The 18,666-nt window shown below is 41.1% G+C and carries 15 protein-coding genes; 8 read left to right on the top strand and 7 right to left on the bottom strand.

Annotated features, from left to right (window positions below; all coding sequences use genetic code 11):
• Both K8S13_RS11865 and K8S13_RS11860 read left to right on the top strand, forming a co-directional pair.
• A partial coding sequence (locus K8S13_RS11865) for a thiamine pyrophosphate-dependent enzyme (RefSeq protein ID WP_291462747.1) occupies nt 1-949 on the top strand: 949 nt, incomplete at its 5' end.
• A 313-nt stretch (nt 950-1,262) separates the two neighbouring features.
• Nucleotides 1,263-2,522, top strand: a complete 1,260-nt coding sequence (locus K8S13_RS11860; RefSeq protein WP_291462746.1) for a peptidoglycan DD-metalloendopeptidase family protein — start codon at nt 1,263-1,265, stop codon at nt 2,520-2,522.
• Nucleotides 2,523-2,526: 4 nt separating this feature from the next.
• Here the strand turns inward: K8S13_RS11860 and K8S13_RS11855 are convergent, their stop codons facing one another.
• Nucleotides 2,527-3,672, bottom strand: a complete 1,146-nt coding sequence (locus tag K8S13_RS11855; RefSeq protein ID WP_291462744.1) for a response regulator — start codon at nt 3,670-3,672, stop codon at nt 2,527-2,529.
• Between the two features lie 204 nt (nt 3,673-3,876).
• On the opposite strand from K8S13_RS11855, the gene K8S13_RS11850 reads away from it, so the two are divergent.
• Complete coding sequence (locus K8S13_RS11850) at nt 3,877-4,461, top strand: XRE family transcriptional regulator (protein WP_291462743.1); 585 nt, start codon at nt 3,877-3,879, stop codon at nt 4,459-4,461.
• 49 nt (nt 4,462-4,510) lie between these two features.
• Here K8S13_RS11850 and K8S13_RS11845 read toward each other — a convergent pair whose 3' ends face one another.
• Complete coding sequence (locus tag K8S13_RS11845) at nt 4,511-5,347, bottom strand: M15 family metallopeptidase (protein WP_291462741.1); 837 nt, start codon at nt 5,345-5,347, stop codon at nt 4,511-4,513.
• A gap of 214 nt (nt 5,348-5,561) precedes the next feature.
• On the opposite strand from K8S13_RS11845, the gene K8S13_RS11840 reads away from it, so the two are divergent.
• Nucleotides 5,562-6,416 carry a hypothetical protein gene (locus K8S13_RS11840; RefSeq protein WP_291462739.1) on the top strand — a complete coding sequence of 285 codons (855 nt, stop codon included), beginning with the start codon at nt 5,562-5,564 and terminating at the stop codon, nt 6,414-6,416.
• Here K8S13_RS11840 and K8S13_RS11835 read toward each other — a convergent pair whose 3' ends face one another.
• From K8S13_RS11835 to K8S13_RS11815, 5 genes are all read right to left on the bottom strand, one after another.
• Entirely contained in the window at nt 6,417-9,620 is a 3,204-nt protein-coding gene (locus tag K8S13_RS11835) for an efflux RND transporter permease subunit (protein WP_291462738.1), read from the bottom strand.
• Between the two features lies 1 nt (nt 9,621).
• Entirely contained in the window at nt 9,622-10,743 is a 1,122-nt protein-coding gene (locus K8S13_RS11830; RefSeq protein ID WP_291462737.1) for an efflux RND transporter periplasmic adaptor subunit, read from the bottom strand.
• A 115-nt stretch (nt 10,744-10,858) separates the two neighbouring features.
• Entirely contained in the window at nt 10,859-11,980 is a 1,122-nt protein-coding gene (locus tag K8S13_RS11825) for an NADH:flavin oxidoreductase (protein WP_291462736.1), read from the bottom strand.
• 47 nt (nt 11,981-12,027) lie between these two features.
• The gene (lysA, locus tag K8S13_RS11820; protein ID WP_291462749.1) at nt 12,028-13,305 is read right to left on the bottom strand and encodes a diaminopimelate decarboxylase; all 1,278 of its coding nucleotides are present in this window, start codon (nt 13,303-13,305) and stop codon (nt 12,028-12,030) included.
• A 136-nt stretch (nt 13,306-13,441) separates the two neighbouring features.
• On the bottom strand, nt 13,442-14,386 hold the full coding sequence (locus K8S13_RS11815) for an ABC transporter substrate-binding protein (protein WP_291462735.1): 945 nt from the start codon (nt 14,384-14,386) through the stop codon (nt 13,442-13,444).
• 345 nt (nt 14,387-14,731) lie between these two features.
• Here K8S13_RS11815 and K8S13_RS11810 point away from each other — a divergent pair, with 345 nt between their 5' ends.
• The 4 genes from K8S13_RS11810 to K8S13_RS11795 form a co-directional block, all read left to right on the top strand.
• Nucleotides 14,732-15,724, top strand: coding sequence for a tripartite tricarboxylate transporter substrate binding protein (locus K8S13_RS11810; RefSeq protein ID WP_291462733.1), 993 nt, complete (start codon nt 14,732-14,734; stop codon nt 15,722-15,724).
• Between the two features lie 8 nt (nt 15,725-15,732).
• Nucleotides 15,733-16,173, top strand: a complete 441-nt coding sequence (locus K8S13_RS11805) for a tripartite tricarboxylate transporter TctB family protein (RefSeq protein ID WP_291462731.1) — start codon at nt 15,733-15,735, stop codon at nt 16,171-16,173.
• Nucleotides 16,174-16,183: 10 nt separating this feature from the next.
• On the top strand, nt 16,184-17,683 hold the full coding sequence (locus tag K8S13_RS11800; RefSeq protein ID WP_291462730.1) for a tripartite tricarboxylate transporter permease: 1,500 nt from the start codon (nt 16,184-16,186) through the stop codon (nt 17,681-17,683).
• Between the two features lie 175 nt (nt 17,684-17,858).
• Nucleotides 17,859-18,666 (top strand): PAS domain-containing protein (locus tag K8S13_RS11795; protein ID WP_291462728.1); only part of this gene is annotated, 808 nt, incomplete at its 3' end.

The following is an 18,666-nucleotide window of genomic DNA, read 5'->3' as shown; positions in this document are numbered from 1 at the left end:
TGAAGGTCCGGCATATGCAAGCTCCTTATTTGAAGATGCCGCCGAATTCGGGTATGGAATGATGCTGGCAACCAATACCAGGAGAAAGACCCTTGCGGCAAAAGTTGAACAAGCCCTTGAAACCGATATATCTTCAGAAGTAAAAGAGGTGTTAAACGGATGGCTTGCAGGGAAAGAGGATGCACAAGAGTCCCAAAAATATTCTTTTGCATTAAAAACTTTGCTAAAAGATGAGACTTGCGGCATCTTGGCAGAGATTTATGATGAAAAAGATATCTTTGTGAAAAAATCTCACTGGGTCTTTGGCGGCGACGGCTGGGCTTATGATATTGGTTTTGGTGGTCTGGATCATGTTCTTGCCTCGGGAGAGGATATCAATATCCTGGTCATGGATACAGAAGTCTATTCCAATACGGGCGGACAGTCTTCCAAGGCAACACCGACCGGTGCCATTGCAAAATATGCAGCCTCGGGTAAAAAAATGGTTAAAAAAGACATGGGTCGTATGCTCATGAGTTATGGATATATTTATGTAGCGTCTATCTCCATGGGTGCAAACAAGAATCAGACCCTGAAAACATTTCTTGAAGCTGAAAAATATCCGGGGCCGTCTTTAATTATTTGTTATGCCCCCTGTATTAACCAGGGTATCAGAAAAGGCATGGGTAAATCCCAGCTTGAAGGAAAACTGGCGGTTGAATCCGGTTACTGGCCATTATACAGGTATAACCCTGAATTGATCAAAGAAGGAAAAAATCCGTTTATTCTTGATTCAAAAGCTCCCGACGGAACCTTGCAGGAATTCCTTGGTGGTGAAACCAGATTTGCTGCCCTTGAAAAGAGCTTTCCTGAAGAATCAAAACGATTGAGAGCTAAAATAGATAAAGAAGTGACAGATAAATACATCATGCTTAAGATGATGGCTGATGCCGGCAAAGAAGAAAAATAAGTTTTTAATTAGATAAGAATCATGTAATAAGGGTCGGAATTTTAAATTTTGACCCTTATTTAATTTTAAACATTGTCTATATTTAATTAATAGTAATTAAATATAGACAATGGGTTATATAAAACCATCGATCTATTAATTCCGAGAACCCGTCACAGCCAGCCATAACAGATCATTTCACACCATTAACACCCCTGGTATAAAACTTGAGATACTCTTTACTAACGCCTTTTGTTTGTGTATGGTACTCAATTGATTTGGCATAATAGTTTATAAATAGGAATAAGATATGAGAATACACTGGAGCCAAAAAATGATCTGTCAAAGAGAAATTATAACCAAACCCCTTTTTCAAAAAAGATTTGTTTTTATACTATTCTTTTTCGGTATTCTTTTTAACTTCGGGTTATACAGTGTTTTTGCATCAAGTTTAGATAAAAATACCCAAAAACCCTTTCCAATCATCCTGCCTGATATTCAAGTTGTAAAAGGGATCGTGAAACGAGGAGATACGGCCTCTTCTTTACTTAAAAAGTATCTTTCGTTAAAAACCATATACGAGATAAGCCGGCTAAGTTCGAATATTTTTTCTTTAACACATATCAGAAGAGGTCAGCCCTATAAAATTATTTTACAGGAAAATACTCTGGTTAGGTTTGAATATGAAATTGATAAGGAAGACAGGCTGGTTGTTCAAAAGGAAAATGGCATATTTTCTATAAACCAGGCACCCATTGAGTATGATGTAGAACTTGAGGTGGTATCTTCTACAATAATATATAGCCTGTTTGAAGCCGTAAGAAAAGCAGGGGAGAAAACCGAGCTTGCATGGAAACTGTCTGATATTTTTGCCTGGGACATTGATTTTCTTAGAGATATCCAAGCCGGTGACCAGTTCAAGGTTCTTGTGGAAAAACGGTATCGTGATGGTAAGCTTTCAGGCTATGGAAATATTCAGGCAGCCTTTTTTAGTAATAGCGGCACTCTTTTTAAAGCCTTTTTGCATAAAAATTCAAATGGAGTGTCTGGATATTATGATGAGAAAGGGAAATCACTTCAAAAAGCATTTTTAAAAGCACCCTTAACATTTTCACGTATATCATCCAAATTTACCAAAAGACGGCTTCATCCTATTTTTAAAGTGTATAAACCCCATTCCGGAGTGGACTATGCTGCCCCAAAAGGTACACCCATAAAAACTGTTGGCGATGGTATTATCATGCAAATCGGTTATAATAAGGGAATGGGAAATTATATTAATATTCGTCATTATAATGGATATTCCACTGGATATAATCATATGTGCAAATTTGCCAAGAGCATGAAAAAAAATAAAAGAGTACGGCAAGGGGATATAATCGGATATGTGGGGATGACAGGGTATGCTACAGGCCCCCATCTGGATTTCAGGATGAAGAAAAATGGAAAACTGCTTGATCCGCTCAAGCATAAATCACCGTCGGCAAAACCGATCAAGCCCGGTGAAATGGAACGGTTTTTAGCAAGAACACTAGAATTGTCCGCAAGAATGTTGACAGCCAAGCTTGCTTCCTTTGATAAAAAAACAACATAGATGTTTAAAAAAGACGTCTTAAAGCCAGCGCCTCTTTATGATTAGGATTTTTATGAAGTACCATATTCAGATAGTTGTCTGCTTGTATAATTTTGTTTTTATCGTAAAAAAGTTTTGCGATTTTAAGTTTAACATCCTGGCGGGTGCCTTGATGTTTGTCAACAGTTAAGAAATATTCAAGAGCAGCATCGACCTCGCCCATGGTCTCACAAATAACCCCTGTTTTATAGATGAGATCATAATTTGAAGGGAAATCCTTGATAAGACCACTTAATATGGTTTTCGAATATTCCAGTTCATTTTGCCTGATACAAATATCCAGGATTTTTTCTATAATTGTCAGATTTTTTGAGAATTTTGAAATAATTGTTGAAAAAATATTTTTTGCCAATAGGACAAAATTTTTATCCAATAGTGCTTCACCAAGAAGCACAGCCCTGTCAGTAAATTTTTGGGTCATGGAAATCACTTCAAGATAATATTGGGCAGCTGAAATCAAATCATTTTTTTCCCAGTATATTTCACCGAGAAGATGTCGGGTTACAACATCCTGCTGGTTTACCGACGCTGCCTTTTGAAGGCACTTTTCCATGGTTTCTTCATTCCCGGTTTTTTGATAAAGAAGTCCCAGATTTCGTAAAATCCTGGAAGCTGTGGGTTTTAAGAGAGCTGCATATTTTATATGCTCAATCGCTGAGGTAAAGTCTCCGGCTTCTTCAAAAGTTCGGGCTTTTCGAATATGCAGGGTCGCCATATCCGGATGAAGAGTTTGATGAATGATGGATCTGATTTTGTCATCCAGTACAGCCGGTGTTAATGGTTTTATAAGATAGCCTTCCACTTCTATTTCAGCTGCTTCCAATACAATATCTTTTTCAGACTCGCCCGATACCATCAGCACCGGGATATCTCTTAAATGCTTGTCATCTCGGATGGCTTCAAGCAGCTGGGAGCCGTTCATTATCGGCATTTTCCAGTCAATAATAACAAGATCAACACGGGTTGAGTGTAAGACCCTCAACCCTTCCAAGCCATTTTCGGCCATATGCAGCGTTTTCCCGATGCCTAAGTTCCTGAGCATTTTTTGGACAATGGAACGCATACTTTTTACATCATCGACGATCAAAATCGATAAATTTTTTAGATCCATTTGGATATCCTAATATGATATTAATGTTTTGTAAAATAAAAAGAGTTGAAATAGTTCGTCTCCGATATTTCAATAATTATAGTCTTGATCTCAATGTTTCATCGTGCTAAACTTTTTTGTCTTTTGTTAAGTAGCTTTAAAAATCGAACCTGAATTAGTTTAGGAGGAAGCAAAGCAAAGATGTCGCCTCAAAAGGAAAATAAAGTGAAAGAAGAAGTCGCTGCACTCAACCTGGGGAACAAAATTCGAAATCTTCGTAAACAAAGGGTGTTAACACTTCAGGAAGTCTCAGATCTGACCGGGCTTTCCAAGCCCTTGCTTTCGCAGATTGAAAATAATCTCGCTGCACCTCCCATTGCCACGCTGATTAAGATTTCAACTGCTCTTGGTGTAAAAATCGGTCACTTTTTCCGGGACCATGAAATGGGAGACCGGATAGTGGTAGTGAAAAAACATGAAAGGTATAGTGTTAAAAAATTATTTCATCATAAAAACGAATCCACGGTTGGGTATCGATGGGAATCTTTGGCATATCCCATGGTGGGAAAACAGATGGAGCCGTTTTTTGTAGAGATAGAACCCAGGAAAGAAGATGAGCTGCTCTATAATGACCATAAAGGAGAAGAATTTCATTTTGTCATGGATGGGGTTGTTGAATTCAGAAGTGCTGAACAGACCCATCTGCTTGAAAAAGGCGATAGTATTTATTTTGACTCCAGTATTCCCCACGCCGTTCGAGGTGTTGACGGTATTGCTAAATCTTTGATCGTTATCTTTTCATCTAAATAAAATCAGCTTAATAAACTACAAAAGTCATATGCATAAATATTTTTTAATTTTATACAACCTCAATATGCCAGGGTTCAAATCTTACGCCAAGATCATTATCGCGTTCATATCTAAATTTTAAATATCCAAGAGCATTAAGTTTTTTATATACATCTGTCTGTGTAAACCGTTCTGTAAAATTATGGATGCCATATCCTTTTTTTCCCACATCAAAATCTCCAACACCATGGAAGGAATAACCTGGTGGTGCAAGAGACCTGGAAGCCATGGAGAGGTTTCCCTGGCTTTTTTTTGTTTTATTTAAAAACAGTAAAAACTGTTTCATGATGCTGCGCACCCCTGATGTCAGGATCACATTATTGCCGACTTGTTTTTTAATCTTGCTGTACAGCTTGATGGGCTTGCCCCGGTAAAGATAATTGCCGCTATATGGAATTTTTTTCACCTCTTTTTTAATGATTTTTCCGGTAATGCTTTTAATGGGTTTTTCACCCATAAATCCATAATTATTTACCCGGGAGTAAAAAATCATTTCAAGGAAATTAAGTTCCTGTTTTGAAAAGGCACCAATAATTGAATAAGATTTTCCAATTTTTATGGCATCATCAAAGTTCAACAAACAGAAGTTTCCATATCCAACGATTTTTTGCATTCTTTTCAGACGTCTAAGGGATGCATCTAAAAGGGGGAGAAGTTTATTATCAAGAAAAATATCTACATCATAGACTTTGTCAAAAAGTTGATTTTTTAATAACCGGTCTTTAATATGGGAATCAAATAAGCCGGCTTGATTTTCAACAGGCTCAGGCGTGTTTGCAAACGCCAGGGGTGTATTTGCCATTGTAAAAAAGTAAGCAACCTGTTTTAAAAATAATCTTCTATGCATCCGTTAATATTTCCAAGTTAATATAGATTATCTGTTTTTGTATATAAAATATACCAGAAGAAAAATAATATAATTTTTCATAAGGTTCAAGTTAAAAGTCGAAAGGTAATAGGTTGCCCGTTGCGGCAGTATCAAATTCTCTTGCAAAATCAGACGCTCAAGTCTATCATACGATTAAATTGGAATGGTACTTCGACATTGGACATAGAGCAAAATGAAAACCACAAAGAAACAAAAAACCCTAAGAACTATAGTGGGTATTTTAGTAGCGATATTGCTTTTTTTTTCCTCCGGACTGAGGCTTCCATTTTTAGATGCCACAGCAGATGCTTATTTTCGTGAAGCAATAACCAAATCCGGGTTAGCCTATGCAACGTGCAGGATCATCAATGCTTCCGTTTCAATTGTAAAGGATTCAAGCCTGCAGTTGGAACCTGCGGGAGTGGGCATATCATTGGCTGTCGGGCAGGCTTTGGATCCAATTGATGATATGACGGAACGCTTATCAGATGTGCTTGTTACGGCGATTACGTCACTAGGGGTGCAAAAACTGGCATATGAGATTAGTGTATCGCTTGCACCGCCTATAGTTTCCATTTTTTTGTTCGTTTTGTCTATTCTGTCGTGGTTTGAGAATGATCGATTAAAATCCCTTCAGAAAACCATAATGCGATTTGCACTGCTCATTATAATTGCCCGTTTTTGTCTTCCAATATCCTCGGTGGCAAATGAGTCTATTGATAAGAATTTTTTCAACCAGCAAATATCAGATACCAGCAAAGAATTGGCAGTCGGCTTTGCCGAGTTTGATAAACTAAGGGATTTTTCAATTCCTGAAATTGATGGTATCCTGGGAACTATTAATAACAGCGCATCATTTCTCAAACAAAAAACGATTGAGTTCAATAATGCCCTTGTGTTAACTGTGAGCAATATGGGAGAAATAGTAGAAAATCTCCTGAAACTTACATTTTTATATGTTGGTATTTTTTTGATTCAAGTCATTATTTTACCATTGCTGTCATTTTTTTTTCTCTTAAAAATTATAAATACCCTTTTTGGAATTTAATCATTTTTCATAGTCTTTTTTATAAACAGCATAATAGGTGACCGGGATCACCAGAAGTGTAAAGAGAGTAGAGGCGAACAGCCCGAATATCAATGCCCATGCCAGCCCTGAAAAAACAGGGTCAAAGGTGATGGGAAAGGCCCCGATGGCCGTGGTCAAAGCGGTTAATATAATGGGCCGCATCCTGACAACACCGCTGATTAAGATGGCATCCTTGAAGGGGAGGCCCTTTTTTATAGCATCCTGAATAAACTCAATCAATACCAGGGCATTTCGGATGACGATACCGCCAAGGGCGATCATACCGATCATGCTGGTGGCGGTAAAAAAGACAGGATCGCTGAAACCGGCCACACTCCTGGTAAAAAGATTTAAAATAAAAAATCCCGGCATAATTCCGAGGATAGTCAAAGGAATAGCCATCATGATTAACATGGGCATAAAGTAAGATTCTGTATTGATCACCAGGATAAAATAGATGCCAAAAAGGGCTGCAGCAAAGGCAAGGCCCATATCCCTGAAGACCCTCAGGGTAATTTTCCATTCACCTTCTCCCGCCCAATTGACACGAATCCCGTTTTGAGCCGGGTTGGCTTTAAGGGTTTTCATCATATCCAGAACCGCTTCTCCTGGCGCCCTGCCGGTCATTTCTCCAATAACATAGACAACCGGTTCAAGGTTTTTATGATAAATGGGCTTCTTAGTTTTTAGTTCAACCACACGAACAAGCTCAGCCAAAGGAATCATTTTACCCATGGAAGACCTGATGGGAATGTGAGAGATGGATATCATGTCTGATCGTTTGTCCCGGGGCAAAATAACCTTAATCCAGAGAGGGTTTCTTTCAGGGTCCAGATGAATGCTTGCAGGGGTGATACCTCCCACAGCACTTTTAAGGGCGTCAAGGATGGTTTTTGTGTCAATTCCGTGCAGGGCTGCTTTTTCCCTGTCAACAATTATGTTCATTCTCCGACTGTTTTTTTCGGTCATGATTTTTACATCGGCAACATTGGGTTCTGCCTCCATGACGGCTTTAACATGCTCTGCACCCTGTAACAATTCTTCATAGGTTTTGTCATAGCTGCCATAGATTTCAGCCACCAGGGTAGACAAAACAGGCGGCCCCGGCGGTACTTCCACCAGCTGGACCTGGGCATTGTTTTCTTTTGCAATTTTTTCAAGATCTTTTCTGATGCGCAAAAGAATGGTATGGCTTTGCTGCTGTCTGTCGGATTTGTGGGCCAGGTTGACCTGAATGTCTGCAAGGTGGCTTCCTTTACGGATGAAATAATGCCGGACCATGCCGTTAAAATCCATGGGGGATGATATTCCGGTAAAAGATACAAAACTGGTGACCTCATTGACACTTGCAAGATAATTCTCAAATTCCCGGACCACCCGGTCCGTATATTCAAGGGATGTTCCTTCGGGCATATCAATCACGATCTGGAATTCGTTTTTATTGTCAAAGGGCAGCAGTTTTAACGGCACAAGCCTGAACACCGCAAGAGAACAGGACCCGATTAAAAGAACTATAATCATAATGAACAATAAGATTCGCATATATTGTTTGTTTAAGAACGGTGCCAGGAGGCCCTTATAAAATTTCGTCAGATACTGCTTTGATTCTTTTTTGTCAGCAGTTTTATCCTTTACATTTTTTAACAGCTTATAAGATACCCAGGGGACGATGGTAAGGGCACAGACAGTTGAAAAGGTCACTGTCAGGGGCACATTAATTGCCATGGGTGCCATATAGGGCCCCATCATGCCGGTAATAAAAGCCAGGGGTGCAAAACAGATAATAATAGCAATGGTTGACATGATCACTGGGGGCAGCACTTCCTGTACTGCATAAAGGGTGGCCTCAAAAGGCTTGAAAAATTTTTTCTTAATATGCCGCTGGATATTGTCCACATTGGTGATGGGGTCATCCACCACCAGCCCCAAAGAGAGAATAAGGGCAAACAGGGTGACCCGGTTGATGGTATACCCGAAAAGATAGTTCATAAAAAGGGCCAGGGAAAATGATATGGGAACGGCAAGGGCAACGACGGCTGCTTCCCGCCATCCCAGGGTTAACGCCAGAAGGATGACAACGGAAACAATGGCAAACCCAAGGGACTTTAACAGTTCATTGACCTTGGTCTGGGCAGTTTTTCCATAGTTTCGGGTCACTTCAATATACATACCGTGGGGAATGATGGTGTTTTTAAGTTTTTCAACTTCATTAAGGAGAAATTGGGCCACCTTGACGGCATTGGTTCCCTTTTTCTTTGAAAACGCCAGGGTCACACAGGGAAAGGATACAGGCTTGTCAGACTGAATATCATGGGCCTTTTTGTAAAAATTGGAAAAGCTGATCCGGGTATAGGAATCTGCCTCCACGGGGCCGTCAATGATAGTTCCCACATCTTCAAGATAGACTGGTTTTGAGCCTCTTGCCGTTATCGCAAGGGCTTTAACCTCATCCACGGAAGATAAAAAAGAACTGCTGGTGATGGTGATCCGGGTGTTATTTTTGTTAAAATATCCGGCCTGGGTGGAGGCATCCGCTCCTTGAAGCGCCTGTTCAATATCCTGTATTGAAATACCAAAACCCTTCATCCGTAAGGGGTCAAGCTCAACCCTGATTTCTCTTTTTCTGCCGCCGAAAATGGAAGACCTTGAGATATCTTCAAGCCTTGACAGTCTTGCGATCAGCTCTTCACCCACCCTTTCAAGTTCATGATCACTATACCGGTCTGAATAAAGCGTGAAATTTAAAATAGGGACATCGTCTATTTCAATGGGTTTGATCAGCCAGCTGGTCACGATAGGCGGTACCCTGTCCTGGTTCATCTGTATTTTGTTGTGAAGCTTGACCAGAGAGTTTTCCCTGTCTTCTCCCACAAAAAAACGGACGGTCACAACGGCTTTTTCCCTTGTGGACATGGAATATACATACTCAACCCCGTCAATTTCCCACAGCATTTTTTCAAGGGGTGCTGCCACCAGTTTTTCTATCTCTGCCGGACTTGCACCCGGTGCTTCTACATAGATATCTGCCATGGGAACAACGATCTGGGGTTCTTCTTCTTTCGGGGTGATATAGATACTGAATGCGCCTAAGGCCAATGAAATAATGATCAGCATGACAGACAGCTGGGAGGATAGAAAGATCCTTACAATCCGGGTGAGAATTGAATCTTTTTTTTCAGCCATGCTATTTGTATCCTATGGTTTCATTTCCGGAGAGTCCGGCAAGCACTTCAATCTTTTCACCAAATCGCTTTCCTGTTTTGATATAGACCGATTGCCAGGTGTCATCATTTTTTACATAAACCAGTTCAAGCTGGCCCACCCGGATCACAGCCTTTAGCGGAATAAGAAGGGTCTTTTCCTTTTCAACCGGAATAAGAAGTCTTCCAAACATTCCCGGATAAATACCCGGTGTATCCGGCAAAGATGCCTTTACCAGAAAGGTCCGGGTGGTGGGATCGGCATAGGGTACGATTTCATCTATTCTGGCCGGCACGGTTTTCCCTGTGGTTTCAATTTTAACCTGATACTCATTTCCCAGAATGACACGGTTGATCAATCCCTCTCTTACATTGCCCTCCAGTCTTAAAGCACCGCTGGTCTGGATAATTAAAAGGGGTTTGCCCGGCGCGGCAAGATCTCCCGGGTCAATCATTCTTTGGGCTACAACACCGGTTGCAGGTGATGTAATTCTGGAATAGCCAAGGGCGATTTGGGCTTCCTTAATAATTTCCTGTGCCTGCCTGATGGATGCTTTTGATGACGGTTCAGCTTCCTGGGATTTTTCATACCGTGCTTTTGCCTGAAGAAAGCCGGCTTTATCAATTTCAAGCTTTTGAGACGGTACAATGTCTGATTCAAACAGTTTTTTTGTCCTGTTGTATGCTGCTTTTGCCTGGTCAAGGCCAGCTTTTGCTTCATCCATGGATTTATAGGTTTGTGTAAGATGGTTTTTTGCAACGGCAAGTCCTTCCTTTGCCTGTTTGAGTTGGGCTGTAAGGCGTCTTGCATCCAGCACGATGAGAAGCTGTCCCTTTGTGACGGTTGTACCCGGAACACAGGATACCGTTATAACCTGTGCGCTTACCTGGGATTCAATCACTGATTCAGTCAAAGGCCGGATGGTTCCGACAGCCTCGTACATCTGGATTATTTCCTGGCTTTCCACTTTAATAATATTTATTAGATCAGATATTTTTTTGGCGGTGCCGGTTTTTGAAAATCCCGGCTTTATTTTATCATTCTCACACGCAAAAAATATCAATAAAATTGATAGCAGTAATAGGAAAAGAATACTTTTTTTCATGATATGACTCTTTTATTATTATTAATTGATGAACAAGGTTCATTCTAACGCATTCGTTTTTACCGTCAATCCACGCTGTGATTGCTCGGTTGATATCGTCCCATTAAATCCAGTGTTAAAACGGTAAATTTTTATTAACTTTGCAATCCATGGGAACACCTTTTCCTATTGTAGCAAAACATTTTAAGCATTCGTCACACGGAATAATCTCAGCATCCTTTCCATCAAGCATCTTTTTTGCTGTTTTTGGATCACAGATCATTTGTCGACCAATTGCAACCATATCGATATTATCATATTTCACTGCATTGACTGCTGCCTGACCAATACCAAATTTTCCCACAGCAATTACCGGAAGTCCGATTTCTTTTTTAAATATAGCTGTCAAAGAGATATTCGCTCCAGAAGGCTGATCTTTAGGCAAAGCTGAAGAACCCATGAGGACTTTTTGATTATCAATCTCTTTCCAACCGCCTTGAGTGATCAATGAAACATCAAGAACATCCACGCCTTCATCTGCAATCAATCTACCAATAACAAGAGCATCCGCAAGGGTTAGTCCTCCATCAATTCTTTCCTCGGCATTTATCCTGAAAAAAATGGGATACTCCGGACCTAAATTTTTACGGATACTCCTTACTATTTCTAAAGCCAGTGTAGCACGGCCTCTGGCATCACCACCATAGCGATCATCTCTTTTATTCGTTAATGGAGACAAAAACTGACTTAGCAAATACAGATGTGCGCCATGAATCTCAACACCATCAAATCCAGCTTTTGATGCTCGAACAGCAGCTTTGGAAAAATCATCTATTAATTTAGCAATGTCCTGAGTATCCATTATCATTGGTTCAATATCTGTTCGAAAGTCTATTCCAGAAGGTGAAAAGCCTTGTTTTACGTTTTTGCGCGGTGAACACCTTGGCCCTGCATGATTTAATTGTACGACGGTCAAAGCTCCCTGATTTTTTATGGTTTTTGCAAGGGCAGCCATACCCGGAATCTGAGAATCATTCCAAAGTCCGAGACTGCAGGGGACAATACACCCACTGGACTGCACGGCAGTTGCCTCAACAATGGTAAGACCAACATGCTTAGATCTCTCAGTGTAAAAATGGAGAATGTTTTCTGTGACTAAACCTTCAGAAGATCCGTAATTAGTTGTGATAGGAGGAAGGACCAGTCTGTTTCTAATACTTATATTTTTTATTGTGAGCTGCTGTTTAAGTATTGTCATTTATTTCCCTATTCATACCTTTGTTTACATTGTGTAATAGTTCTTTTTTACTTTTCCAGCTCAATTAAGTCTTCATACGTCTGCCGTTTGCGGATGATTCTGAACTGATCACCGTCTACCAGCACTTCGGCGCACATGGGACGGGCATTGTAGTTGCTGGACATGGTAAAGCCATAAGCACCAACACTAAAAACTGCCAATAGGTCGCCCCGTTCAACCGTCGGCAGCGCCCTGTTTTTTGCAAAGTAGTCTGTGCCCTCGCAGATTGGGCCGACCACATCCACAACCTCAGTATTGTCCATTTCCAAACCGTTGACGCGTTTCTCGGGAACGAAGTTTTCACCGACCCTGGCCGGCCAGATAAAGTGAAAGGCCTCATACAAACAAGGGCGAATCAGGTCATTCATGCCAGCATCAACAATTACGAATGTTTTTTTACCTCCTGACTTTTTAAATACGATGCGTGTCAGCATGATTCCTGCATTGTCAATAATACTTTTACCCGGTTCGAGAATCAGCTTCAACTTAGCAGCTTTCAGAAGCGGTACGATCCTCTCGGCATAATCGGCGGCAGAGGGCACTGTCGCCGTTTCGTAATCAGCCCCGTAGCCGCCGCCCAGATCGAGCATATCAATCGCATAACCCTTGCCGCGCAAGTCCTCGACCAGCGGCAGGACTTTCTTGACATAGTTGACGTATGGGTCGACAGTTTTGCCACCAGATCCGAGATGCACATGAATCACTGACATCTCAACAACTCCGTTGCCGGCATATTTGTCATAAATTTTCAGCGTCCGTTCGATATCGATACCGAACTTAGTCTCCTTAACACCGGTGGTCGTATGCTTGTGGGCATCATAATTGATATCCGGGTTAACGCGCAGTGCGGATTTGGTTGTCTTGCCATGTGCTTTGCAAAGCGTGATAAGATTCTCCAGTTCTGCTTCGGATTCAATATTAAAACAGCCGATCCCCGCGTTCAATGCCTCAATAATCTCGGTATCTGTTTTACCAACGCCCGCGAAGACAATTTTGCTCATGTCAGCTCCAGCCTGTTTGGCGCGGTACAGCTCGCCGCCGCTGACAATGTCAAAGCCGCTGCCTGCAACAGCCAAATCTTTGAGGATATGAATATTACCGCACGCCTTGATTGAATAGCAAATGGTCGTGTTAATGTCGGCATATGCAGTTTGAATTTTTTTCAAATGATCAAGGAACGTTGCCTTGCTGTAAATATATACCGGCGTACCGACCTGATTTACAATTGCTTCAACATCCACACTCTCAGCAAACAATCTCCCATTCTTATAGCTAAATGAATCTATAGCGGGCCTCCTTTTTTCTAATATTTCAATTGGCTAAGGTATTCCATCTCTTTGTAATTATCACAGCATCACAGTTAACTGCAAGTATTTGCTCGAAAAAGCGGCTTAACCTTGCGTCCAATTTTCTGGAGGAGGATCAATGAACAATAATCGCTTTTTCAAGAATATCCTGTGAAATTGTAAGGTTAAGTTTTTCGGCCTGGAGAAGGTTAATGAAAATCAGGTTATCATCCAAAAATGCCGCCGGCATTTTCCCTGGGCTGATGCCATTTTGCAGAATTCTTAATGCCATGGGGATGACCAATTTGTCCACCATAAGATTGTAATCGCTTGCCAGAGCTGCTACAGCCCCTTGCTTTACTCCTTTTTTGTTGAAAGAAAAAACTGGAATTTTTTCCTGATCACAGGTGGCAATAAAAAGTGAGATATTATTGTACAGCATGCCACTGGACCCAATGGACAAAGCGTCCATACCTTCTTTGATCAATTGTTTTGCGGTTGCGTTCAATTCTTCATGATGAGACACCACAGAAATGGCATACCCAATTCCCATTTTTTTGCATGTCTCTCGTACTTCGGGTAGTTCCACTTTTTTAGATTTATTGTTTCTATCAAAAATAAATCCCATATTTTCAAGATTTGGTAGAATTCTTTTATAGAGCATCAGCTGCTTTTCAATTGAGACATAATAGGAGGCACCGGAAATATTTCCACCAGGTGGCCCAAGAGATCGGTACCCCAGTGACAAGGGATTATTGACATTGGTATAGAGGGTCGGGGTCTTTTTTATTACATGGTGTGCAATGATTAGCGCATCCGAAGTGATGATAACAATCAGATTGTATCCTCCATTATCAAGTTCTTTCATGATTTTAACCGAATGTGTGACATCCCCCTTACCTGAAAATTGATATACCAGAATATTTTTGTCAGCCTGTTTCAGATTATTTTCTAAATATTTTGCGGTTGTCTGTTCTTTGTTGAGTCTGTCATCAAAATCAAAAACAGCAACCTTGTATGCAGCAGCATTAGTGTGGCTGAAAAGGAGAATATATAGAGCAATAGAAAAGTAGTTTTTCATAATAGGTGTTTAATCATTGTCTTAAATATTTAAAATCAATCTGTCATAAAATATTAGGGAAGTAAATGTAAATCTGAAAATTTTAGACACTTGTCTGATATTTTCAGACGAATGTCTGATATTTTCAGAAATTCCACTGGAATAATTTTAATTTCAGCTTTTTTCATTTCTATTTTATTTTTCCTTATCCGGTGATGAGAAAAGGATTCCGTCGTTATAGGGGATCATCTATTCCTTTTGGCATAATATTCGCAGAAGAGGAATTAAGTATAAATGCCGGGGAAAAATCAGGTCTGCCTTCGGCAATAAATTCTTAACCTTTAATTTGGAGGGACAGGTTTGATTATGAAAAAACTATTGGTATCTTTTTTATTTATTTTTTGTTTGATAGGGTTTGTTGGTATTAATCCTGTATTATCTGATCAGAAAAAGCCATCAGGCTGCGAGTGTCTTGCTCCGGCAGGAGCCGGTGGGGGATGGGATTTCACCTGCCGTGTTCCAGCAGCACAATTAATGCCGAAGTTAGGGCTCGTTGACGGAGGTATGAAGGTTGTTAACATGTCAGGCTCCGGCGGTGGAAAAGCCTTTTCCCATGTGGTTACCACCCGGAACAATGACGAAAAACTTATTGTTGCGGCAAGTGCGGCAACTGCTACAAGGCTGGCCCAGAAAGTATATGGAGACTTCAAGGCTGATGATGTAAGATGGGTGGGAGCTCTCGGGATGGATTATGGTGTTATTGTTGTCGGTAAAAATTCACCCTATAAAACACTGGATGATCTTATTGCACAGTTGAAAAAGAACCCCAGAAAAGCCCCCATTGTCGGTGCAAGCTCTGTTGGCGGCTGGGATCATCTTAAAATGCTGCTGGTGGCAAAAGAAGCGGGAATCAAAAATTTAAGAAGCATCAACTATATTCCGTTTGATAATGGCGGGAAAGCCCTGTTGGAAGTTGTCAGCGGTCGGGCAGCAGCGTTTACGGGTGATACATCCGAAATTATCGGCCAGCTTGAAGCAGGTGAAGTTCGCGTTCTGGCAGTGCTCTCTGATAATCATATTCCCGTTCTGGGCGATACCAAGACTGCAAAAGAACAAGGATATAATGTTGTTGGCGGCAACTGGCGTGCTTTTTATGCACCTGCCGGTATTTCCGATGCAGCCTATGATTATTGGGTCATGGCAGTAAAAACTGTGGCCGGTTCTCCGGAATGGACTGAGCTTCGTGAGAAAAACGGTCTTGCCGAATTTACTTCCTTTGGTAAAGATTTTGACATTTTTGTTAGAAAGCAGATTGAAAATGTTGCAAATCTTTCAAAAGAATTGAACATTATTAAATAAGTAAATCCATGAATCTGACTAACGATAGAAAATATGCAATAGCCATGCTGATTTTCAGCATGGTTTATTGCTTTTCCGCTTTTTCACTGGACGCAGATTTTAACCCTACACAAGAAAAATACTATCCTTTTGTCCTATCCATCGCAATGATCATTTTATCACTTGCTTTGCTTGTATGGCCTTCACCGCATACAACCACCTGGCCTAAAAGGAAGAACCTGCAGAAAATAGGATTAACCTTTTGTGCAATTTTAGTTTACAGCCTGGTATTGCACAGGGTTGGTTTTTTAATTTCCGCCAGTATATTAATGGGAATATGTATGTGGGTATTTGAGGCAAATCGTAAATGGATAGTTCCTGTATCAATTATAGTTGCCATCAGTTTTTATCTTATTTTCGATCGACTCCTGGGTTTGACGCTCCCGGCTGGTATACTGAACTTTTTTTAAATAGGTGAACATGTTTGATCTATTATTTCATGGCTTTTCCGTTGCCTTAAGCGGAATAAATCCGTTATTGGTTGTTATCGGGTGTTTTTTGGGAACTATCATCGGCATGCTGCCCGGAATAGGCCCCATCAACGCCATTGCTATTCTCTTTCCCATTGTACTCCAGTTTGATCTGCCGCCGTCTTCAGCACTGATTTTTTTTGCCGGAATTTTTTACGGATCACAGTATGGGAACTCAATATCGAGTATATTGCTGAATGTCCCCGGCACCTCTTCTGCTGCAGTTACCTGTATTGACGGGCACCCGCTGGCAAAACAGGGCCGGGCCGGCCCAGCCCTTGCCATGAGTGCTATGGCCTCATTTATAGGTGGAACCATATCTATTTTTCTGCTCATTTTTTTTGCGCCATACCTGTCAAAACTGGCTATTGACTTTGGCCCTGCCGAATATTTTGTATTGATGGTTTGCGCCTTTACCGCCCTGAGCAGCTTTTCAGAAGGCAGCTTTATCAAGGCGATGTTTTCCGCTTTCTTAGGATTGGCTATTGCTACGGTAGGCATTGATGAATTGAGCTTTGGAGGCATGCGCCGTTTTACCTTTGGCATTCGAGAATTAGGCGATGGTATTGACTTTATCGTTGTCGTGATCGGTGTTTTTGCTGTTGGAGAGCTTTTTTTATTTTTATCAGATACAGCCAAAGATGCCAGTCAAAGAGTGATTCCGCTAAAGAAAGTTCTCCTCACGTTCAAAGAAATCAAGGAGTCTATTGGAGGTATTTTACGCAGTTGTGTCACAGGTTTTCTGGTGGGAGTATTACCGGGTGCAGGCGCAACTATTGCCAGTTTTTTAGCCTATAACACTGAAAAGAAACTGGCCGGTACAAAAGGGAACTTTGGTAAAGGCGACCTCCGTGGCGTTGCCGCTCCGGAATCCGCGAATAACTCCTCGGCTGTGGGCTCTTTTATTCCCTTACTGGTACTGGGTGTACCGGGAAGTGAAACAACCGCGGTCATGCTTGCTGTGCTGATTACCCTTGGGGTTACACCCGGGCCGACCATGCTGGTGGACAGGCCTGACATGTTTTGGGGTGTGGCCGCTTCAATGTTTATCGGCAACCTGGTATTGATTGTACTCAATTTACCCATGGTCAGATTGCTCGCCAAAATATTGCTGGTACCGCGCTGGATACTGATGCCGTTGATAGCCATCCTAAGCATTGTAGGGGTATATGTTATTAACGGCAGTGAATTTGACCTGATATTGATGCTTGTTTTTGGTGTGGTCGGCTTCCTGATGCGGAAAACAGGTTTCCCACTTGCCCCCCTGGTGTTGGGGCTTGTGCTTGGCGGTCTGATTGAAGTCAATTTTAGAAGGGCATTAACTTACAGCTATGGAGATTTTTCAACTTTTTATGAATCCCCTATTGCCATCGCTTTATGGTTGATCACCTTAGCCAGCCTGGTGGCTCCGGTACTTTTCCGTTTTGTTAAAAAACGATTGCGGCAATAGACAGGCGATACTGCATACTCTTTTTTATTCTATCAGGGGGCTGAGTGTTGTTTGCAGTCTCTTTCTGGTATTTTTTTTTAATCAACTCGAATATTATTGCACCGGCCTTGACAAGGAGGGTACTTTTGTTTAACGATTTATAGATTCAATATAAAAGGGGGCTTTCAGGAAAATTTTGTTTGGTCTATTTAAATCACCCCGGCGATCCATTTCCAAAGAAGTCTCCATGGGGCTGGTTATAACCATTATTCTGGTCTCAACCATCTCTTTTTTTATTGCACACAAGGTCGCTCAAAAAAAAGCCCGCGAGCATTTAAATACCAAGGCAGACGAATATATTCTGCACCTGAAAGATATTCTTATCCTTCCCATATGGAATTATGATTATGAAACCATTGATGCCATTGGACAGACCTATCTTCAGAATGAACAAATAGCAGGTATCACAATTGTCGACAGCAGGGGCAATACCTATATTTCCGTTACAAAACCGGATACAACACCTCTGGTGGCTCGTTCGGCCAGCCTGTCCCATTATGGACAGCCCCTGGGATCGGTTGAAATTGCCCTGACATCCAGCTATTATAATATATGGAACCGCCAGCTTTTCTGGTACTTTGGCCTCATTATCCTGATCAATCTTTTATCTCTTATTATTATGGCTGGTTTTCTTTTAAGATGGTCATTAAATAAACCTTTGAAATTACTGAACAGGATTGTTAAATCCCATGCTGCAAAAGAGGATATCTCCATTCATGAAAATATGCCATATTCTGAATTTATGCCTTTGATTGATACTTTGGAAGATATGGGGAATGAGATAAAACTTAAGATGTCTGAATTAAGAAAGGCAGAAAAAAAATATAGGAGCATATTTGAAAATGCGACTGAAGGAATTTTTCAATCAACCATGGGCGGAAAGGTAATCAATGCAAATCCTGCCTTTGCAAAGATTCTCGGGTACCGGTCCCCTGAAGAATTGA

It is taken from the genome of Desulfobacula sp. (genome assembly GCF_021107415.1).
Note: the sequence above shows the minus strand (reverse complement) of the source record. Positions and strands in the feature narration are given on the sequence as shown.